This is a genomic window from Enterobacter cloacae complex sp. P43RS, from assembly GCF_014930585.1.
Classification (GTDB): Bacteria; Pseudomonadota; Gammaproteobacteria; order Enterobacterales; family Enterobacteriaceae; genus Enterobacter; species Enterobacter bugandensis.
In genome coordinates this window covers 399,551-419,425 of record NZ_JADBRJ010000004.1, presented here as the reverse complement: position 1 = coordinate 419,425, position 19,875 = coordinate 399,551, and the positions used below count along the sequence as shown (strand labels likewise).

At 54.2% G+C, this 19,875-nt stretch carries 19 protein-coding genes; 17 read left to right on the top strand and 2 right to left on the bottom strand.

Annotated features, from left to right (window positions below; genetic code table 11):
- The first annotated feature begins 75 nt into the window (after positions 1–75).
- The 16 genes from hfq to IM294_RS11180 all read left to right on the top strand — a co-directional run bounded on the left by hfq (position 76) and on the right by IM294_RS11180 (position 14,792).
- Positions 76–387, top strand: a complete 312-nt coding sequence (gene hfq / locus IM294_RS11255; protein WP_013095287.1) for an RNA chaperone Hfq — start codon at positions 76–78, stop codon at positions 385–387.
- A 73-nt stretch (positions 388–460) separates the two neighbouring features.
- On the top strand, positions 461–1,741 hold the full coding sequence (gene hflX / locus IM294_RS11250) for a ribosome rescue GTPase HflX (protein ID WP_023331851.1): 1,281 nt from the start codon (positions 461–463) through the stop codon (positions 1,739–1,741).
- 56 nt (positions 1,742–1,797) lie between these two features.
- A complete protein-coding gene (hflK, locus tag IM294_RS11245; protein WP_028015254.1) occupies positions 1,798–3,057 on the top strand; it encodes an FtsH protease activity modulator HflK in 1,260 nt (419 codons plus the stop codon).
- A gap of 2 nt (positions 3,058–3,059) precedes the next feature.
- Positions 3,060–4,064 (top strand): protease modulator HflC, encoded by a 1,005-nt coding sequence (gene hflC, locus IM294_RS11240; RefSeq protein ID WP_028015255.1) that lies wholly within the window; start codon positions 3,060–3,062, stop codon positions 4,062–4,064.
- 71 nt (positions 4,065–4,135) lie between these two features.
- Entirely contained in the window at positions 4,136–4,333 is a 198-nt protein-coding gene (locus tag IM294_RS11235) for a DUF2065 domain-containing protein (protein WP_003855996.1), read from the top strand.
- Between the two features lie 104 nt (positions 4,334–4,437).
- Positions 4,438–5,736, top strand: coding sequence for an adenylosuccinate synthase (locus tag IM294_RS11230; RefSeq protein WP_006178975.1), 1,299 nt, complete (start codon positions 4,438–4,440; stop codon positions 5,734–5,736).
- Between the two features lie 192 nt (positions 5,737–5,928).
- The gene (gene nsrR / locus IM294_RS11225; protein ID WP_028015256.1) at positions 5,929–6,354 is read left to right on the top strand and encodes a nitric oxide-sensing transcriptional repressor NsrR; all 426 of its coding nucleotides are present in this window, start codon (positions 5,929–5,931) and stop codon (positions 6,352–6,354) included.
- A gap of 38 nt (positions 6,355–6,392) precedes the next feature.
- Positions 6,393–8,834 carry a ribonuclease R gene (gene rnr, locus IM294_RS11220; RefSeq protein ID WP_028015257.1) on the top strand — a complete coding sequence of 814 codons (2,442 nt, stop codon included), beginning with the start codon at positions 6,393–6,395 and terminating at the stop codon, positions 8,832–8,834.
- A gap of 65 nt (positions 8,835–8,899) precedes the next feature.
- On the top strand, positions 8,900–9,631 hold the full coding sequence (gene rlmB, locus IM294_RS11215; RefSeq protein WP_069733202.1) for a 23S rRNA (guanosine(2251)-2'-O)-methyltransferase RlmB: 732 nt from the start codon (positions 8,900–8,902) through the stop codon (positions 9,629–9,631).
- A 123-nt stretch (positions 9,632–9,754) separates the two neighbouring features.
- Positions 9,755–10,156 (top strand): YjfI family protein, encoded by a 402-nt coding sequence (locus IM294_RS11210; protein ID WP_126817976.1) that lies wholly within the window; start codon positions 9,755–9,757, stop codon positions 10,154–10,156.
- A gap of 16 nt (positions 10,157–10,172) precedes the next feature.
- On the top strand, positions 10,173–10,871 hold the full coding sequence (locus IM294_RS11205; RefSeq protein ID WP_047364102.1) for a PspA/IM30 family protein: 699 nt from the start codon (positions 10,173–10,175) through the stop codon (positions 10,869–10,871).
- Entirely contained in the window at positions 10,871–11,956 is a 1,086-nt protein-coding gene (locus tag IM294_RS11200; protein ID WP_069733200.1) for a potassium channel family protein, read from the top strand. The genes IM294_RS11205 and IM294_RS11200 overlap by 1 nt, the downstream gene beginning before the upstream one ends.
- Positions 11,937–12,590: a DUF2491 family protein gene (locus IM294_RS11195; protein ID WP_047366974.1), complete on the top strand. Its 654-nt coding sequence runs from the start codon at positions 11,937–11,939 to the stop codon at positions 12,588–12,590. Before IM294_RS11200 ends, IM294_RS11195 begins: the two co-directional genes overlap by 20 nt.
- A 19-nt stretch (positions 12,591–12,609) precedes the next feature.
- Positions 12,610–13,002, top strand: a complete 393-nt coding sequence (locus IM294_RS11190; protein ID WP_047052621.1) for a DUF350 domain-containing protein — start codon at positions 12,610–12,612, stop codon at positions 13,000–13,002.
- 9 nt (positions 13,003–13,011) lie between these two features.
- Positions 13,012–13,626, top strand: coding sequence for a DUF1190 domain-containing protein (locus IM294_RS11185; protein ID WP_072058719.1), 615 nt, complete (start codon positions 13,012–13,014; stop codon positions 13,624–13,626).
- A gap of 2 nt (positions 13,627–13,628) precedes the next feature.
- Positions 13,629–14,792, top strand: coding sequence for a glutathionylspermidine synthase family protein (locus IM294_RS11180; RefSeq protein WP_048960993.1), 1,164 nt, complete (start codon positions 13,629–13,631; stop codon positions 14,790–14,792).
- A 33-nt stretch (positions 14,793–14,825) separates the two neighbouring features.
- On the opposite strand, the gene IM294_RS11175 is transcribed toward IM294_RS11180, so the two are convergent.
- Positions 14,826–16,100: an MFS transporter gene (locus IM294_RS11175; protein WP_049138533.1), complete on the bottom strand. Its 1,275-nt coding sequence runs from the start codon at positions 16,098–16,100 to the stop codon at positions 14,826–14,828.
- Positions 16,101–16,294: 194 nt separating this feature from the next.
- Here IM294_RS11175 and IM294_RS11170 point away from each other — a divergent pair, with 194 nt between their 5' ends.
- Positions 16,295–17,917 carry an isovaleryl-CoA dehydrogenase gene (locus IM294_RS11170; protein WP_126817975.1) on the top strand — a complete coding sequence of 541 codons (1,623 nt, stop codon included), beginning with the start codon at positions 16,295–16,297 and terminating at the stop codon, positions 17,915–17,917.
- Here the strand turns inward: IM294_RS11170 and IM294_RS11165 are convergent.
- Positions 17,914–19,845 (bottom strand): methyl-accepting chemotaxis protein, encoded by a 1,932-nt coding sequence (locus IM294_RS11165; protein WP_126817974.1) that lies wholly within the window; start codon positions 19,843–19,845, stop codon positions 17,914–17,916. The genes IM294_RS11170 and IM294_RS11165 overlap by 4 nt on opposite strands.
- Between the last annotated feature and the right edge of the window lie 30 nt (positions 19,846–19,875).

The following is a 19,875-nucleotide window of genomic DNA, read 5'->3' as shown; positions in this document are numbered from 1 at the left end:
TTGAGACGTATCGTGCGCAATTTTTCAGAATCGCAAGGTTCTAAGTACAAAACAAGCATATAAGGAAAAGATAGAATGGCTAAGGGGCAATCTTTACAAGATCCGTTCCTGAACGCATTGCGTCGGGAACGTGTTCCAGTTTCTATTTATTTGGTGAATGGTATTAAGCTGCAAGGTCAGATTGAGTCTTTCGATCAGTTCGTGATCCTGTTGAAAAACACGGTCAGCCAGATGGTCTACAAGCACGCTATCTCTACTGTTGTTCCGTCCCGTCCGGTCTCTCATCACAGCAATAACGCTGGCGGCGGCACAGGCAGTAACTACCATCATGGCAGCAACGCGCAGGGTTCTTCTGCTCCTGCGCAGGACAGCGACGAGACCGAATAAGGTTTTAGCTGTTATCCACACGGGGAGCCAGGGATCCTGCGTTCCCCGCTGATCTTTTTAGAGAGGTTTACGCTTGTTTGACCGTTATGATGCCGGTGAGCAGGCGGTGCTGGTACACATCTATTTTTCGCAAGACAAAGATATGGAAGACCTCCAGGAGTTTGAATCTCTGGTCTCTTCCGCCGGTGTCGAAGCAATGCAGGTGATTACCGGTAGCCGTAAAGCGCCGCACCCAAAGTATTTTGTTGGTGAAGGTAAAGCAGTAGAAATTGCGGATGCCGTAAAAGCAACCGGCGCGTCAGTCGTGTTGTTTGATCATGCGCTGTCTCCAGCCCAGGAGCGCAACCTGGAAGCTCTCTGCGAGTGCCGTGTTATCGATCGCACGGGATTGATTTTAGATATTTTTGCTCAGCGTGCCCGTACCCACGAGGGGAAACTGCAGGTTGAGCTGGCGCAGTTGCGCCATCTGGCGACGCGTCTGGTGCGTGGCTGGACCCACCTTGAAAGACAAAAAGGCGGGATTGGTTTGCGCGGTCCGGGTGAAACCCAGCTCGAAACCGACCGCCGTTTGCTGCGTGGCCGTATTACCCAGATCCTCTCACGTCTGGAACGTGTCGAGAAACAGCGTGAACAGGGGCGTCGGGCGCGAACCAAAGCCGACATCCCCACGGTGTCGCTGGTGGGCTATACCAACGCCGGTAAATCCACCCTGTTTAACCAGATAACCGAGGCCCAGGTGTATGCCGCAGACCAGCTGTTTGCGACCCTGGACCCGACGCTGCGCCGCATTGACGTTGCAGACGTGGGTGAAACAGTGCTGGCGGATACCGTAGGGTTTATCCGCCATCTGCCGCACGATCTGGTGGCGGCGTTTAAGGCGACGTTGCAGGAGACGCGTCAGGCGACTCTGTTGCTGCACGTGATTGATGCGGCTGACGTACGCGTGCAGGAGAACATCGACGCGGTGAACGTGGTGCTGGAAGAAATTGACGCCCACGAAATTCCCACCCTGTTGGTGATGAATAAGATCGATATGCTGGAGGATTTCGAACCGCGTATCGACCGTGATGAAGAGAACAAACCGATTCGGGTCTGGCTTTCTGCTCAGGCCGGAATCGGTGTGCCACTGCTTTTCCAGGCTTTGACAGAACGTCTTTCCGGTGAGGTAGCTCAGCACACGCTGCGGCTGCCGCCACAGGAAGGCAGGCTGCGCAGCCGGTTTTATCAGCTTCAGGCGATAGAAAAAGAGTGGATGGAGGATGACGGCAGCGTGGGGATGCAGGTGCGTATGCCGATCGTTGACTGGCGTCGCCTCTGTAAACAAGAACCTGCGCTGGCGGACTATATCGTCTGATCAGAAAGGGGAAGCCTGAAAAATTCGCCCTTGCATAACAAATATGGAGCATATACATGGCGTGGAATCAGCCCGGTAATAACGGACAAGACCGCGACCCGTGGGGAAGCAGCAATAATCAAGGCGGCAACTCTGGGGGAAATGGCAACAAAGGTGGTCGCGAGCAGGGGCCGCCGGATCTGGATGATATCTTCCGCAAGCTAAGCAAAAAGCTTGGTGGCCTTGGCGGAGGAAAAGGTTCTGGCTCGGGTGGCAGTTCCAGCCAGGGACCGCGCCCGCAATTAGGTGGCCGCCTGGTGGGCATCGTTGCTGCCGGGCTGGTGATCGTCTGGGCTGCCAGCGGGTTCTACACCATTAAAGAAGCAGAACGCGGCGTGGTCACCCGTTTCGGTAAGTTCAGCCACCTGGTTGAGCCGGGCCTGAACTGGAAACCGACCTTCATTGACGATGTGACTGCGGTAAACGTGGAATCCGTCCGTGAACTGGCCGCCTCCGGCGTGATGCTGACGTCTGACGAGAACGTGGTGCGCGTCGAGATGAACGTGCAGTACCGCGTGACGGATCCTGAGCGTTATCTGTTTAGCGTGACCAGCGCCGATGACAGCCTTCGTCAGGCGACCGACAGCGCCCTGCGTGGTGTGATCGGCAAATACACCATGGACCGCATCCTGACCGAAGGTCGTACCGTTATTCGTAGCGATACCCAGCGCGAGCTGGAAGAGACGATTCGTCCGTACAACATGGGTATCACCCTGCTGGACGTCAACTTCCAGGCTGCACGTCCGCCGGAAGAGGTGAAGGCCGCGTTTGACGATGCGATTGCTGCCCGTGAAAACGAACAGCAGTACATCCGCGAAGCAGAAGCGTACACCAACGAAGTTCAGCCGCGTGCTAACGGTCAGGCGCAGCGTATTCTGGAAGAGGCGCGTGCGTATAAGACCCAGACCATCCTGGAAGCTCAGGGTGAAGTGGCTCGCTTTGCGCGCATCCTGCCGGAATACAAAGCCGCCCCGGAAATTACCCGCGAGCGTCTGTATATCGAGACTATGGAAAAAGTGCTGAGCCACACCCGCAAAGTGCTGGTTAACGACAGCAAAGGCGGAAACCTGATGGTTCTGCCGCTGGATCAGATGCTGAAAGGCGGTTCTGCACCGGCAGCGAAAGACACCAGCGGAGCGAACAACCTGCTGCGTCTGCCGCCAGCCTCATCAGGCAGCTCCAGCGCGAACACAACGCCTTCTTCGAACGATGGTGACATTATGGACCAACGCCGTGCTAACGCGCAGCGTAACGACTACCAGCGTCAGGGGGAATAAGGATGCGTAAGTCAGTTATTGCGATCATCGTCATCGTACTGGTCGTGCTGTATACCTCGATCTTTGTGGTGAAAGAGGGCGAGCGTGGGATCAAATTCCAGTTCAGCAGCGTCGTGCGTGATGGCGACAAACGTCCGGTGATTTACGAGCCGGGCCTGCACTTCAAGGTGCCGTTCATTCAGTCTGTGAAAACGCTTGATGCGCGTATCCAGACCATGGATAACCAGGCTGACCGTTTCGTGACTAAAGAGAAGAAAGACCTGATCGTTGATTCTTACATCAAATGGCGCATCAGCGATTTCAGCCGTTACTTCCTGGCAACGGGCGGCGGTGACGTTTCTCAGGCAGAAGTGCTGCTGAAACGTAAGTTCTCTGACCGTCTGCGTTCTGAAATTGGTCGTCTTGATGTGAAAGACATTGTGACCGACTCCCGCGGTCGTCTGACCCTGGAAGTGCGCGATGCGCTAAACTCCGGTACAGCGGGCACCGAAGACGAAGTGGCAACGCCAGCAGCGGATGACGCGATTGCTAAAGCGGCCGAACGCGTTCAGGCTGAAACCAACGGTAAAGTGCCGGTGATCAACCCGAACAGTATGGCGGCGCTGGGTATCGAAGTGGTTGACGTGCGTATCAAGCAGATCAACCTGCCAGCGGAAGTGTCCGAGGCGATCTACAACCGTATGCGCGCCGAGCGTGAAGCGGTAGCCCGTCGTCACCGTTCACAGGGTCAGGAAGAGGCTGAAAAACTGCGTGCGGCAGCGGACTATGAAGTGACCAAGACGCTGGCGGAATCAGAGCGTCAGGGCCGTATCCTGCGCGGTGAAGGCGATGCGGAAGCGGCGAAGCTGTTTGCCGATGCATTCAGCCAGGATCCAGACTTCTACGCCTTTATCCGTAGCCTGCGCGCTTACGAGAATAGCTTTAAGAGCAACCAGGACGTGATGGTGCTCAGCCCGGACAGCGATTTCTTCCGTTATATGAAGACGCCGACCAACGCAACGCGATAAACTCAGGCTCGTTTGAGTATTCAAACCACCGCTCCCAACGGAGCGGTGGTTTTCTTTTATAAGGATGAAAAATGAATTCAACGATCTGGCTCGCGCTGGCCCTGGTTCTGGTGCTGGAAGGTCTCGGCCCGATGCTCTATCCGCGCGCGTGGCGTCGTATGATCGCGACCATGAGCCAGCTGCCGGATAATATTTTGCGTCGTTTCGGCGGTGGTCTTGTGGTTGCCGGTATCGTTATCTACTACATGTTGAGGAAAACGATTGGCTGATCAAAAACTAGCCGCAATTGGCGTATTTTAAGGTCAAAAAGTGCTGTATATCTGAAAAAGCGATGGTAGAATCCATTTTTAAGCAAACGGTGATTTTGAAAAAAATGGGTAACAACGTCGTCGTACTGGGCACCCAATGGGGTGACGAAGGTAAAGGGAAGATTGTCGATCTTCTGACTGAACGGGCTAAATATGTTGTACGCTACCAGGGCGGTCACAACGCAGGCCATACTCTCGTAATCAACGGTGAAAAAACCGTCCTCCATCTTATTCCATCAGGCATTCTTCGCGAAAACGTCACCAGCATCATCGGTAACGGCGTTGTGCTGTCTCCTGCTGCGCTGATGAAAGAGATGAAAGGTCTGGAAGACCGTGGTATCCCTGTTCGTGAGCGTCTGCTGCTCTCCGAAGCCTGCCCGCTGATCCTGGACTATCACGTGGCGCTGGACGTGGCGCGTGAAAAAGCGCGTGGTGCGAAAGCGATCGGCACCACCGGTCGTGGTATCGGCCCGGCTTACGAAGATAAAGTTGCACGTCGCGGTCTGCGCGTCGGTGACCTCTTCGACAAAGCGACCTTCGCTGAAAAACTGAAAGAAGTGATGGAATATCACAACTTCCAGCTGGTGAACTTCTACAAAGCTGACGCTGTTGACTACCAGAAAGTGCTGGATGACGTCATGGCGATTGCAGACATTCTGACCGGTATGGTTGTTGATGTGTCCGATCTGCTGGACCAGGCGCGCAAGCGTGGCGATTTCGTCATGTTCGAAGGTGCGCAGGGTACGCTGCTGGACATCGACCACGGTACCTATCCGTACGTTACTTCTTCTAACACCACCGCGGGTGGCGTGGCGACCGGCTCTGGCCTGGGTCCACGTTATGTGGATTACGTTCTGGGCATCATCAAAGCGTACTCCACTCGCGTGGGTGCGGGTCCATTCCCGACCGAACTGTTTGATGAAACCGGCGAGTTCCTGTGCAAGCAGGGTAACGAGTTTGGCGCGACCACCGGTCGTCGTCGTCGTACCGGCTGGCTGGATGCGGTTGCCGTGCGTCGCGCAGTGCAGATCAACTCCCTGTCTGGCTTCTGCCTGACCAAGCTGGACGTGCTGGACGGCCTGAAAGAAGTGAAAATCTGCGTAGGCTACCGTATGCCAGATGGCCGCGAAGTGACCACCACTCCGCTGGCTGCTGACGACTGGGAAGGCATTGAGCCAATCTACGAGACTATGCCGGGCTGGTCTGAGACCACTTTCGGTGTGAAAGAGCGTAGCGGCCTGCCGCAGGCGGCGCTGGATTACATCAAGCGCATTGAAGAACTGACCGAAGTGCCGATCGATATTATTTCTACCGGCCCGGATCGTACTGAAACGATGATCCTGCGCGACCCGTTCGACGCATAATCTTCGTGACTGCTGGCCTGCGGGGAGACCCGTAGGCCGGATAAGCGTAGCGCCAACCGGCGACCGCTCCTGGATCTCCGCTTTTTCGCCCCGTCTGTCAAATAAATTAGCCGCTAACTATCTGGCTGGTTTATCATCATTAATGAATATCTCTGCGGTTTAACCGCGTTTTCCCTTTTTCCTGAGGTTGATGTGCAGTTAACAAGTTTCACCGATTACGGCTTACGCGCGCTGATTTACATGGCGTCGTTACCCGAAGGGAAGATGACCAGTATCTCTGAAGTGACAGAGGTATACGGTGTATCCCGTAATCATATGGTCAAAATAATCAATCAACTTAGCCGTGCCGGATACGTTGCTGCCGTCCGCGGGAAGAATGGAGGGATCCGTCTTGGTAAACCGGCACAGAGTATTCGTATCGGGGATGTGGTACGCGAGCTGGAGCCCTTGTCTCTGGTGAACTGCAGCAGCGCGTTCTGCCACATTACGCCCGCTTGCCGCCTGAAACAGGCGCTTTCTAAGGCCGTGCAAAGTTTTCTCAAGGAACTGGATAACTACACGCTGGCCGATTTGGTTGAAGAGAATCAACCGCTTTATAAATTATTGCTGGTGGAATGAAGAAAATTTCCACCGGAGCTGACAACGGAGGAACCGACATGTCACAAGATCCTTTCCAGGAACGCGAAGCCGAAAAATACGCGAATCCTATCCCCAGCCGCGAGTTCATCATTGAACACTTAACAAAACGCGAAAAACCCGCCAATCGTGAAGAACTTGCCGTTGAATTAAATATTGAAGGTGAAGAGCAAATTGAAGCCCTTCGCCGCCGCCTGCGCGCGATGGAGCGTGACGGGCAACTGGTCTTTACCCGCCGCCAGTGCTACGCGCTGCCGGAACGCCTCGATCTGCTGAAAGGGACCGTCATTGGTCACCGCGATGGCTTTGGCTTCCTGCGCGTGGAAGGCCGTAAGGACGACCTTTACCTCTCATCCGAACAGATGAAAATGTGCATCCACGGCGACCAGATCCTGGCGCAGCCGCTGGGTGCAGACCGTAAAGGCCGCCGCGAAGCGCGCGTGGTTCGCGTGCTGGTGCCAAAAACCAGCCAGATTGTGGGCCGCTACTTTACCGATGCGGGCGTAGGCTTCGTGGTGCCGGACGACAGCCGTCTGAGCTTCGATATTCTGATCCCACCTGAAGAGGTGATGGGCGCACGTATGGGCTTTGTGGTGGTGGTGGAACTCACCCAGCGCCCAACCCGTCGCACCAAAGCGGTCGGTAAAATCGTCGAAGTGCTGGGCGATAACATGGGCACCGGCATGGCCGTCGATATGGCGCTGCGTACTCATGAAATTCCGTACGTCTGGCCGAAAGCGGTCGAAGAGCAGATCGAAAACCTGCGCGAAGAAGTACCGGAAGAGTCCAAAGCGGGCCGTGTGGATCTCCGCTCCCTGCCGCTGGTCACGATCGACGGTGAAGACGCCCGCGACTTCGATGATGCCGTGTACTGCGAGAAAAAACGCGGCGGCGGCTGGCGTCTATGGGTGGCCATTGCTGACGTAAGCTATTACGTTCGTCCGCACACGCCGCTGGATAACGAAGCGCGCAGCCGTGGTACGTCGGTCTACTTCCCGTCGCAGGTGGTACCGATGCTGCCGGAAGTGCTCTCCAACGGCCTGTGCTCCCTGAACCCGCAGGTTGACCGTCTCTGTATGGTATGTGAGATGACCATCTCCACCAAAGGGCGCTTAACGGGCTACAAATTCTACGAAGCGGTAATGAGCTCGCACGCGCGTCTGACCTATACCAAGGTCTGGCATATGCTGCAGGGCGACCAGGACCTTCGCGAGCAGTACGCGCCGCTGGTTAAACACATTGAAGAGCTGCATAACCTCTACAAAACGCTGGAGCAGGCGCGCGAAGAGCGCGGCGGTATCTCCTTTGAGAGCGAAGAAGCGAAGTTTATCTTCAACGCCGAGCGCCGCATTGAGCGTATCGAACAGACCCAGCGTAACGATGCGCACAAGCTGATCGAAGAGTGTATGATTCTGGCGAATATCTCGGCGGCACGCTTCGTTGAGAAAGCCAAAGAACCTGCGCTGTTCCGTATTCACGATAAGCCGACCACGGAAGCCATTACGTCGTTCCGCTCCGTGCTGGCTGAGCTCGGTCTGGAGCTGCCGGGCGGTAACAAGCCTGAGCCGCGCGATTACGCCGAACTGCTGGAATCCATTAGCGACCGTCCTGACGCGGAAATGCTGCAGACGATGCTGCTGCGCTCCATGAAGCAGGCGATTTACGATCCGGAAAACCGGGGGCACTTCGGCCTGGCGTTGCAGTCTTACGCGCACTTTACCTCGCCGATCCGCCGTTATCCGGATCTGTCACTGCACCGTGCGATCAAGTATCTGCTGGCGCACGAGCAGGGCCACAAAGGCAACACGACTGAAACCGGCGGCTATCACTACTCCATGGACGAAGTGCTGCAACTGGGTCAGCACTGTTCCATGACCGAGCGCCGTGCGGATGAAGCGACGCGCGACGTGGCGGACTGGCTGAAGTGTGACTTTATGCTGGATCAGGTGGGCAACGTCTTTAAGGGCGTGATTGCCAGCGTGACCGGCTTTGGTTTCTTCGTTCGTCTGGATGAGCTGTTTATCGACGGTCTGGTGCACGTCTCCAGCCTGGATAACGACTACTACCGCTTCGACCAGGTCGGCCAGCGTCTGATTGGCGAATCAGGCGGCCAGACCTACCGTCTGGGCGATCGCGTGGAAGTGAAGGTCGAAGCCGTGAATATGGACGACCGTAAAATCGACTTCAGCCTGATCTCCAGCGAGCGCGCACCGCGTAACGTCGGTAAAACCGAGCGTGAAAGGGCGAAAAAAGGCGGAAACGGCAAAGCGAGCGGTAAACGTCGCCAGGCGGGCAAAAAGGTAAACTTCGAGCCGGACAGCGCGTTCCGCGGCGAGAAGAAACAGAAGCCAAAGGCGGCGAAGAAAGAGGCTCGCTCAGCGAAAAAGCCTTCCGCGAAAACGCAGAAAATCGCTGCCGCGACAAAAGCGAAGCGCGCAGCCAAGAAAAAGCAGGCGGAATAATTCTCCCCTCACCCTGACCCTCTCCCCAACCGGGAGAGGGGAAATATTTATTACGAGAACCATCAATGAGTGAAATGATTTACGGCATCCACGCGGTGCAGGCCCTTCTCGAGCGCGCACCGGAGCGTTTTCAGGAAGTGTTTATTCTGAAAGGTCGTGAAGACAAACGTCTGATGCCGCTGATCCACGCGCTGGAAGCGCAGGGCGTAGTGATCCAGCTGGCGAACCGCCAGTTCCTGGATGAGAAAAGCGAAGGCGCGGTGCACCAGGGGATCATTGCCCGCGTGAAGCCGGGCCGTCAGTATCAGGAAAACGATCTGCCGGATCTGATTGCCGCGCTGGAAAACCCGTTTTTCCTGATTCTGGATGGCGTCACCGACCCACATAACCTCGGCGCGTGCTTGCGCAGCGCGGATGCGGCGGGCGTGCACGCGGTTATCGTACCGAAAGATCGCTCTGCCCAACTGAACGCGACGGCGAAGAAAGTGGCCTGCGGCGCGGCGGAAAACGTTCCGCTGATCCGCGTGACCAACCTGGCGCGCACCATGCGTCTGCTGCAGGAAGAAAATATCTGGATCGTCGGTACCGCGGGCGAAGCGGATCATACTCTGTATCAGAGCAAAATGACCGGCCGTCTGGCGCTGGTGATGGGAGCGGAAGGTGAAGGCATGCGTCGTCTGACGCGCGAGCACTGCGACGAGCTGATCAGCATCCCGATGGCGGGCAGCGTGTCGTCTCTGAACGTTTCCGTTGCAACGGGTATCTGCCTGTTTGAAGCGGTGCGCCAGCGTAGCTGATTATTAATCTGTAAAAAAGCCACCCAATTCGGGTGGCTTTTTTTATGCCCTGGCTGGTAATATAACGACCGAAGTGATTTCGGCTTTTATAAATATCTTTAAAACTAACACATGGATGAAATTATGAGATGGTCTCTCTCATCGCTTGCCGATGAATTGTCACGCCGGCGCGATATTTATATTGATTTAAAAAATAACAATGATGTACTTATTATAAAAATGAATGAATATGGCGATTTGCCATTAAGTATTTTTATTACATCCCAGCAAATTATCATTGAAACCTATATATGTCCTGTTAATGACATTAAGCGCCAGGCTGACTTCAACCTCTTCTTATTACGTAATCAAAAAATGCTTCCCTTATCTTCTGTTGGAATTTCGCAAATTCAGCATGATGAATATTATGTCGCTTTTGGTGCCTTATCCGTAAGTTCTTCTCTTGAGGATATTATTCTGGAAATTACATCCCTTGCGGCGAATGCACTGGATTTGGCTGAGCTTACACAAGAATTTATAAATTAACAGGTAAGGGAAAGGTATGGGCATCTTGAAGAATCTTTTTACACTGGGTAAATCACTACTCAATCAGGCCGATGAAGCGATAGAAGAAGCGCAGGGCGTTCGGATGCTGGAGCAGCACATCCGGGATGCAAAAGCTGAGCTTGATAAAGCAGGCAAATCCCGGGTAGATCTGCTTGCCCGGGTGAAGCTCAGTAATGACAAGCTTTCCGAGTTGCGGGAGCGGAAGCAATATCTTGAGTCACGAGCGATAGAAGGAATGAGCAAGAATATTGATGCTGCGCTGCTAAACGAGGTTGCAGAAGAAATCGCCCGACTTGAGAATACCATTACTCGTGAAGCACAGGTTTTGGACTCTCTTGAAACCTCAAGAAATAATATTGAAAAAGCCGTAGCTATTACTTCACAACGTATTAATCAGTTTGAACAGCAGCTGGAGGTTGTTAAAGCCACGGAAGCCATGCAGCGGGCGCAACAGGCCGTGACGACGTCAACGGTCGGAGCAACATCGAACGTAACGACGGCCGCAGAGTCTTTAAAAAGACTTCAGACGCGTCAGGCTGAACGTCAGGCCAAACTGGATGCGGTAGCGCAACTGGAAAAAGTGGCGGATGGACGTGAGCTTGAAGAGAAACTCGCGCAGGCAGGCGTGGGTACCACAGGAACAAGCTCCGCACAGGCGGTTCTTGAACGGTTAAAACTTACGCAGGCTCTGTAATGTTTCTCTCCTGGGTCGTGAATGTTTGCAGGCAACATTTATTCCGGCTTACCTGGACAGCGCTGCTGTGCTTGTTTGCCGGGCATTATTTGCTTTGCTTTATTGTCTTTCGTTGGTTGGGAGAGACGACCCTCGTTGGCCGGATAAGTGATTTTGTTTATTACAGCTCAGTGGTTGGGGCGACGATTGGCTTTGGGGATTTGAGTCCTCAGAGCGAAGCAGGGAAGTTGTTCACAGCTCTCTGGCAAATCCCTATCGGCGTTGGGCTTTTCGGCGCATTGATGGGCAAAATCATCGCGTTAGTACAGGGATTATTAGCTAAAGGAATAGCAGGAATGGGCAATTTTAGTTCACTACATAACCATGTTTTGGTGATTGGCTGGCGCGGTCATCAGACAGAGAAAATGATCTCATTGCTGCTTTATGATGAGCAGCGGGTATTTAGTCGCGTAGTGTTGTGTGAGCAGCAGGATATAGCGCATCCTTTATCCGATAATTTATATGTCGATTTTCTCAAAGTAAGTAATTACAGCGATCCGAAAGAGCAAAAACGGATGGGGTTAGTAAATTGTTCATGTGTAGTCATTTTTGCCAGCACCGATGAACAAACCTTTACGGCCACACTCTCACTGGTAAACGATGCGCCAGCGCATTGCCATATCGTTGCTTATCTTGAGGATGAACGCTACGCAGGCTTACTGGAGACCCATTGCCCGACAATAGAGATTGTTCGCAATCTTTCAGCCGAACAGCTTTCCCGTTCGATCCAGGATCCTGGCTCTTCTCAATCCGTAGCGTCAATCATGAACCCGATGCTGGGTGATACGGGTTACACGCTGATGGTACCCACATCGGTTTCCTGTATACCTTATGGTGCGTTAATGCATTACATGAAACTGCAACATGATGCGACGGTGCTGGGGATTAGCCACTGTAAAAATGGTCGTGGTATGGAGCTTAACCCTGAGATCTCCACAGAGGTTAGAGGAGGGATGTGGTTGCATTTAATCGGCAATAGTCGCATTTCGTCGAATGAGGTGTGCTGGCAGAACATAGGGAAAAGTCATGCGGAACTTATTTTTTAATTTATTTAATAAAACACCTCAGCCAGTAATGCGTGGCCCATTGGGATTACATCAACGTGCGGCGTTTACACTTGATACGCTGACATTTCGACTGTCCGCCCGTTTTTTGACTCAACTACCAGAAGAGGAATATACGATTGCAGCTAGCAGCGTGATTGAAGCTGGCGCGGGTTGTCGTATTTATCGTTATTACACGTCTGGTGATGAGTTTTTGCAGATAAATACTACTGGTGGTATGGAAAGGGAAAGTATTGATGATATTAAGCTTTTTATTTATCAGGATAGCTTTGGTATTGCTTCGGAGAAACAATGGCAAAAAGAGATTGGTGCAGCTTTAATTGGCAGACCCAGTCTGCAATGGAATGAACGAGACTGGACAAGAATATTTAACGAGAATGAGGAGGGGAACGTTGAACCGGTTTACCTGCTGGAACACGTTGAAAATAACCAGAACGAAAAATGGGATGTGCATAATTTCATGATGGCATATCAGAGGGAGGCGACTGCCGATCTGTATGAGTACCTTTTGCTAACTGGCGAAGAGACATTTTGTGATAATAGCGAGCCAGAGTGGATCTTTTCGTATGCCGTAGGTGTGGATATTCCACTCACTTCGCTAAACATTGTTGGATAACTTTCTGAGGATGTAAACCATGCTGGGTTCATTATTTGCTTTTCTCTCTTACTTCTTAACCGGTCTGGCGATGACCGTCATATTCTTATTCATCTACTCAAGAATAACGTCACATGATGAATGGAAACTGATTAAAGAAAATAACCTGGCGGCGGCGGCGGCATTCAGTGGCACGCTATTGGGGTATGTGATTCCTCTGTCCAGCGCTGCCGTAAACTCGGTTAGCATGCCGGATTACCTGATATGGGGATGCGTTGCGCTAGTCGTACAATTACTGGTGTATGGCTGCGTACGCATTTATATGCCGAACATTAGTGAAAAAATCGTTAACCGCCACTACGCCGCAGGTTTATTTATGGGGATGGCAGCACTGGCTGGCGGGATCTTAAATGCTGCCTGCATGACATGGTAATAAATGAACATGGCTAAAAAGAAAAAAACACGGAAGTCTAGTCCGATTCGATCTGCATCAGGAAGCCAAGATGCAGCGTTCCGCTCTTCACCCTCAAAGCGCAAAAGCGGGAAGTATTTGACGCTGGCAATTATGGGCGGTGCAGCATTTATCGCCCTGAAGGGGTGCGATAGTTCGGCTGATGATAATGACGGTGATGGCGTGTTTTACGCATCGCCGCAAGCGTGCGTTGACGATGGCAATAGCGCTCAGGTTTGCAGCGATGCATGGAACAATGCGAAAGCTAAATTTGAAGCAGATATGCCGAAAAATATGTCAAGGGAAGACTGCATACGTCAATTCGAGAACTGCTATTACGACAATATCGAAAATAGCTGGATACCGGTTCTGTCAGGATTTTTACTTAATAAAAAAGTCAGAGAAGACGCTGATGAAGGGTACAGGTATACAAGTGGAGGTTCATTTTACTCTTCCCGTCCCGTGTGGCGAAATTCTTCATCCTATGTCTGGCACTCCGGTAAGCAGGCCGGCAGTCAAATGGGCTATACAACAAAGCGCGTATCAACAATCTCTCGGGGTGGATATGGGCGCTCATCCAGTGCCCGTGGAAGCTGGGGAGGGTAATTATGTTACGTCATGACGTTCCTATTCGTCCGGGGCTGGACAAAATTGCCCGCGACCATGGTTTTCATTTTCATATTATCGACGATGAAATTTACTGGGATGAGAGCCGTGCCTACCGCTTTACGTTACAGCAGATTGAAGAACGAATAGAAAAACCCACGGCTGAACTCCATCAAATGTGTCTGGATGTGGTGGATCGTGCGGTAAAAAGTGAAGAACTGATGACGCAGTTAGCCATCCCGCCGCTTTACTGGGATGCCATTGCGGAAAGCTGGCAGAGCCAGGATCCTTCACTGTATGGCCGTATGGACTTCGTATGGACTAATGAAGGTAGTGTCAAACTGCTGGAATACAATGCCGACACACCGACGTCCCTATATGAATCAGCCTACTTTCAGTGGCAATGGATGGAGGACGCACGTCGCGCTGGGATCATTCCTCGAGACGCCGATCAGTTTAATTCCATTCAGGATAAGCTTGTCGCTCGATTTGCAGAACTAGCCACCGACATTCCACTCTACTTCTGCTGCTGCAAAGAGAGTGAGGAGGATCGCGGCACGCTTCTCTATCTGGAAGATTGCGCCGTCCAGGCCGGACTTAACACCCGCTTTATCTATATGGACGATATTGGCCTGGGCACTGGCGGTTTTTTAACGGACATTGACGATAATGTTATCCGGCGTGCGTTTAAGCTCTACCCTCTGGAATGGATGATGCGTGATGAAAATGGTCCGCTGCTGTGTGCCAGAAGAGAGCAATGGCTGGAACCACTCTGGAAAAGCGTCATCAGCAATAAGGGTATTTTACCCCTTTTGTGGCGCTTTTTTGAAGGGCATCCCAACCTTCTTCCTGCGTGGTTTGAAGATGAATTAACGTCGATTCCAAATGGCGTTCCGTTAGTCCGTAAGCCCCTTTTTTCACGAGAAGGAGGAAATGTGACTATTTTTGACGCGCAGCGCAATATTGTTGAGAGTGAAGCTGGTGATTATGCAAACGAACCTATGATTTATCAGGGCTTCCAGGCATTACCGCGTTTTGGCAACAGCTATACATTGATAGGAAGTTGGGTGGTCGATGATGAACCTGCCGGAATCGGTATTCGTGAAGACGGATCGTTGATAACGAAAGACACCTCGCGTTTTATTCCCCACTACATAGCGGGTTAATTTTAGCTGGGGTGAAAACCCCAGCTCTGAGGTTCACTCCTCTAACGACCGTAAATGGTCATCCTTCCTGAGCGTCATCAGCGCGAAAATACTCACCACCGCCGTTGCCATCACGTAATAGGCCGGAATGTCCAGGTTGCCCGTCTGCTTAATCAGCCCGGTAATGATTAACCCCGCACAGCCCGAAAAAATCGCGTTCGATAACGAATAGGCCAGCCCCAGTCCCGTATAGCGCACGCGCGTCGGGAACATCTCAGACAGCATCGCCGGGCCCGGCCCCGCCAGCATACCCACCAGACCGCCCGCAATCAATACCACTATCGCTTTCACCGCCAGCGTGCTGGACTCCGCCTGCAAAATTTTCAGCAGCGGCAGGGCGAGGATCAGCAGGAGCACGGTGGCGATAATCATCACCGTTCGCCGCCCGATCCTGTCGCTCAGCATTCCCGACGGAATGATGGTGAGCGCAAACCCAATGTTAGAAATCACCGCTATCAGCAGCGCCTGATTAAACCCGGTGTGCAGCGCAGACTGCAGATAGGTCGGCATGATCACGAGGTAGGTATACCCCGCCGCGGACCAGACCATCACGCGGCCAATGCCCATCAGGATGGTTTTGAGCGTGGCGGAAGTACTGGCCTGAGCAATGAACGCTTTTTCCTTCTGCTGCACAAAGCTCGGCGTCTCTTCCATGCTCACCCGCAGCCATAGCGCGACCGCGCCCATCGGCAGGGCAAGGAAGAATGGAATGCGCCAGCCCCAGTCGTGCAGGGCTTCAGGCGTGAGGAGGGTAGAGAGCAGCGCGACAATACCTGCGCCTGCTAGCAGCCCGAGCGCCACGGTAAAGGACTGCCACGCGCCGTACAGACCGCGCTTGCCGCGCGGGGCGAACTCCGTCATCAGCGAGACCGCACCGCCGTACTCGCCGCCCGCGAACAGACCCTGCAGGATGCGCAGCAGCGTAACGATCAGCGGCGCAGCAATGCCGATGCTGGCGTAGACGGGCACGATGCCGATGGCCGTGGTGGCGAGCGTCATTAGCACCAGCACAATAATCAGCGTCGGTTTTCGGCCTATCCTGTCACCAATGCGGCCAAATACCACCGCACCCAGCGGACGGAAGAAGAAGGCAATGGCAAACGAGGCCCAGGTGAGGATCAGACTGGTCAGTCCCGCCTCTCCCTCAAGCTGGAAGAAGTTCTTCGCAATCACGGTCGCCAGAAAACCGTAGACCGCAAACTCATACCACTCGATAAAGTTACCAATGGAGCCTGCAATTAATGCTCGCTTGTGCGCATCCTGTTGCATAACGATCCTCACAAAGACGGGTTAAGAATAAATTATTCAACATAAGCGGAGTAATGAAATAGTTTATTCTTATGTTCTGTGAGCTATTTCACGAATGATATCAGCGGGATCGCCATCGTGTGACCTCACTCCCATGCAGCGTTCATACGGTCTGTCCATACTTACCTTCATTGCCACTGAAGGAGGGAGACAGCATGCACTGGCAGACCCATACCGTTTTTAATCAACCAGCCCCACTCTCTAACAGCAACCTTTTCCTCTCCGACTGCGCCCTGCGCGACGCGGTTGCGCGCGAGGGTGCCGAGTGGGATATGGATCTTCTTGCCAGCATTGGACAACAGTTAGGCACGGCGGAGCCGCTGGAGCTGGGCAGGCTGGCGAACGTGAATCCGCCGGAGCTATTACGCTACGACCCCACGGGTGAGCGGCTGGATGACGTTCGCTTTCATCCGGCATGGCACCTGCTGATGCAGGGGCTCTGCGCTAACCGGGTACATAATCTGGCATGGGAGGAAGAGGCACGAAAAGGGTCTTTCGTCGCCAGGGCCGCGCGCTTCGTACTCCATGCTCAGGTAGAAGCGGGGACGTTATGCCCGGTGACCATGACCTTCGCCGCCACGCCGCTGTTGCAGCAGTCGCTGCCCAAACCGTTTCATGAATGGTTAACGCCGCTGATGAGCGACCGTTACGATCCCCATCTCGCGCCGGGTGGGCAAAAGCGCGGCCTGCTGATCGGCATGGGAATGACGGAAAAGCAGGGCGGCTCGGACGTGCTCAGCAACACCACCAGAGCGGAAAAATGCAGCGACGGCAGCTACCGTCTGGTGGGCCACAAGTGGTTTTTCTCCGTGCCGCAGAGCGATGCGCATCTGGTGCTGGCGCAGGCGAAAGGCGGTTTGTCATGCTTCTTTGTCCCGCGTTTCTTACCCGACGGACAGCGCAACGCCGTACGGCTGGAACGTCTGAAAGACAAGCTCGGCAACCGCTCGAACGCTAGCAGCGAGGCGGAGTTCCTCGATGCCTCCGGTTGGCTGCTGGGTGAAGAGGGAGAAGGCGTGCGGCAAATCCTGAAGATGGGCGGGCTGACGCGCTTCGACTGCGCGCTGGGCAGCCACGGGCTAATGCGCCGGGCGCTTTCCGTGGCGCTGTACCATGCCCATCAGCGTCAGACCTTCGGCAAAAATCTTATCGATCAGCCGCTAATGCGTGAAGTGCTGAGCCGTATGGCGCTGGTGCTGGAGGGGCATACGGCGCTGTTGTTCCGTCTGGCCCGGGCGTGGGATAACCGCACCGACCCGCAGGAGGCCGCCTGGGCGCGGCTTTTTACCCCGGCCGCAAAATTCAGCGTGTGCAAAGCGGGCATTCCGTTCGTGGCGGAGGCGATGGAGGCACTCGGCGGCGTCGGGTACTGCGAGGAGAATGAACTTCCACGCCTGTATCGTGAGATGCCGGTGAATAGCATCTGGGAAGGATCGGGCAATATCATGTGCCTGGACGTGCTGCGGGTGCTGGCGAAGCAGTCAGGTATCCACGACCTGCTTGCCGACGAGTTTGCCCAGGTCAAAGGACAGGACAGACACTTTGACCGCAGCTGGCGGCAGCTTCAGCAAAAGCTGCGTAAACCGCAGGAGGCGCAGGGGAGGGAGATCGCTCAGCAGCTCTTTTTGCTGGGGGCCGGCAGCCAGATGCTGCGGCACGCATCGCCGCCCGTGGCGCAGGCGTGGTGCCGCATGATGCTGGATACCCGTGGCGGTACGCTCATGAATGTGCAGGTGCAAAGCGATCTGCTGCTGCGCGCCACGGGCAGGGTTGGCTAGCGTTTAAGCTGGAACAGACTGACCAGTTGGGTAAGGTGTGACCCTTTCTCGCGCAGCGTGCGTGCGGTTTGCTCGCTGCGTGAGATGCGATCGGCATTGATATGCGACGCTTCGCCAATGTGGGTCATGGCAAGATTGACCTGGCCGATCCCCGCGGACTGCTCGCGTGACGCGTGGTTAATCTCCGTGACCAGCTGGCTGATGTTGTCGATATGAACGATGATGGAATCCATCGCCAGACGCGTCTGTTCAGACAGCGCATGGCCTTCGCCCACTTTTCGCAGGGTATCGCCAATCAGATGTTCAATCTCCTTCACCGCGTTGGCGCTTCGACCTGCCAGGGCGCGAACTTCCTGCGCGACCACGGCAAAACCTTTTCCATGCTCGCCTGCGCGTGCCGCTTCTACCGCCGCATTCAGCGCCAGAATATTAGTCTGGAACGCGATGGACTCGATCACGCGGGTGATGTCTTCGATACGTTTTGACGCTTCGCGAATGTCGTCCATGGTGGCAACCGCATGGGTCACCGTTTCACCACCCTGATGAACCGCGCGCGAGGTTTCACCTACCAGCTGCTGCGTTTGCTCCATGTTGGCGGCATTTTGCTGCACGGTCGCGGCCAGTTGCTCCATGCTGGCGGAGGTCTCCTCAACGCTGCTAGCCTGCTTGTTGATCTGCTCGGAGATGTCTCCGGTATCGGAGGCCAGCGCATTGGTGCCCAGATGGATCTCGCCCGCGGCCTCGCGGACCTGCAGGACAATTTTTTGTAGCCCATCGCCGATACCGTTAATGGCTTCAACCAGCTGGCCAACCTCGTCCTGGCGGGTCACGGGCAGGCTGGAGCGTAGATCGCCCGCGGCATACTGGCGGGCAAGGTCAATCACGTTACGCAGCGGACGGGTCAGCATCCGGCGAATAAGTATCACAAACAGGCCCGCGAAGAGGACAGACAACGCTACGCCGGCCAGCAGGAAACGGTCGCGCATAGCGTTAACGCTTGAGAGCAGGACTGATTTATCCACTTCACCGACGATGGTCCAGTTCCAGCCGGGCAGCGGCGTATAGGCCATTTTCAGCGTGCGACCGTCGTCGCTTACGCGTTCCAGCGAGCCTGAGGAATCGCTCAACAGCTGCTGTTGGGTGGCGCTATCCCACTTCGGCAGTTTTCCCTCTTCGCTGGCGTGGAACAGATACTGACCGCGCGTTTTGCCGTTGCTGCGGTCCAGCACGAAGAAGTGCCCGCTCTCGCCCAGGCGGCGGTTGAGGATTTTCTCGCGCATGACATTCCAGGAGTGAGTGATATCTACCCCAACGAAGATGATCCCGATAACCTGACCTTCACTGTTCTTCACGGGCTGGTACTGGGTTATGTAGCGCTTGCCAAACAGGAGCGCCAGGCCGCGGTACACCTCGCCTTTCGTGACGGAGGCAAACGCCGGGCTGCTCGTGTCCAGAACCGTCCCCATAGCGCGATCGCCATTCTCTTTGCGCAGGGAGGTGGCAACGCGAATGAAGTCGTTACCGCTGCGAACAAACAGCGTTGAGATCGCTCCCGTACGGCTCAGAAAATCATCAGAAAACGTTGTATTTTCATGGAGTTCAGCGTCGCCACCTTTCAGCAGGGGAACGGCGAGCCCGTTTATGTTCCGGGTCTGCTGAGTATCGACGCTAAACGGCTGGGGCAGAAATGTCGTAAACAGTCTGGTGTAGCTTTCGACTTCTTCGCTCAGGCTGGTATTAAACATCTGCACCATGTCGACCATACCGGTGGACTGATTATGCAGATCTTCTACCGCGAGGGCTTCAAGCTGCTGGCTGGCTTTTTGGCTGAGCAGGAAAGTGAAAAGCAGAAACAGCGTGGCGACACTGACGCCCGTCAGCAGCGACAGCTTTGTTCCAAGGCCCGCACGGCGGAAAACATTGATCATAAATTGCTCATCATTGAAAAGGTATGGTTC

Excerpts from the sequence above, each read along its gene's own strand:
- IM294_RS11180 (WP_048960993.1), top strand. The coding sequence starts at position 13,629 with ATGTTACGTCATGACGTTCCTATTCGTCCGGGGCTGGACAAAATTGCC.
- IM294_RS11185 (WP_072058719.1), top strand. The coding sequence starts at position 13,012 with ATGGCTAAAAAGAAAAAAACACGGAAGTCTAGTCCGATTCGATCTGCA.
- IM294_RS11195 (WP_047366974.1), top strand. The coding sequence starts at position 11,937 with ATGCGGAACTTATTTTTTAATTTATTTAATAAAACACCTCAGCCAGTA.
- hflC (WP_028015255.1), top strand. The coding sequence starts at position 3,060 with ATGCGTAAGTCAGTTATTGCGATCATCGTCATCGTACTGGTCGTGCTG.
- IM294_RS11210 (WP_126817976.1), top strand. The coding sequence starts at position 9,755 with ATGAGATGGTCTCTCTCATCGCTTGCCGATGAATTGTCACGCCGGCGC.
- rlmB (WP_069733202.1), top strand. The coding sequence starts at position 8,900 with ATGAGTGAAATGATTTACGGCATCCACGCGGTGCAGGCCCTTCTCGAG.
- IM294_RS11170 (WP_126817975.1), top strand. The coding sequence starts at position 16,295 with ATGCACTGGCAGACCCATACCGTTTTTAATCAACCAGCCCCACTCTCT.
- IM294_RS11205 (WP_047364102.1), top strand. The coding sequence starts at position 10,173 with ATGGGCATCTTGAAGAATCTTTTTACACTGGGTAAATCACTACTCAAT.
- IM294_RS11165 (WP_126817974.1), bottom strand. The coding sequence starts at position 19,845 with ATGATCAATGTTTTCCGCCGTGCGGGCCTTGGAACAAAGCTGTCGCTG.
- hfq (WP_013095287.1), top strand. The coding sequence starts at position 76 with ATGGCTAAGGGGCAATCTTTACAAGATCCGTTCCTGAACGCATTGCGT.
- IM294_RS11235 (WP_003855996.1), top strand. The coding sequence starts at position 4,136 with ATGAATTCAACGATCTGGCTCGCGCTGGCCCTGGTTCTGGTGCTGGAA.
- IM294_RS11190 (WP_047052621.1), top strand. The coding sequence starts at position 12,610 with ATGCTGGGTTCATTATTTGCTTTTCTCTCTTACTTCTTAACCGGTCTG.
- IM294_RS11175 (WP_049138533.1), bottom strand. The coding sequence starts at position 16,100 with ATGCAACAGGATGCGCACAAGCGAGCATTAATTGCAGGCTCCATTGGT.
- IM294_RS11200 (WP_069733200.1), top strand. The coding sequence starts at position 10,871 with ATGTTTCTCTCCTGGGTCGTGAATGTTTGCAGGCAACATTTATTCCGG.
- hflK (WP_028015254.1), top strand. The coding sequence starts at position 1,798 with ATGGCGTGGAATCAGCCCGGTAATAACGGACAAGACCGCGACCCGTGG.
- rnr (WP_028015257.1), top strand. The coding sequence starts at position 6,393 with ATGTCACAAGATCCTTTCCAGGAACGCGAAGCCGAAAAATACGCGAAT.
- IM294_RS11230 (WP_006178975.1), top strand. The coding sequence starts at position 4,438 with ATGGGTAACAACGTCGTCGTACTGGGCACCCAATGGGGTGACGAAGGT.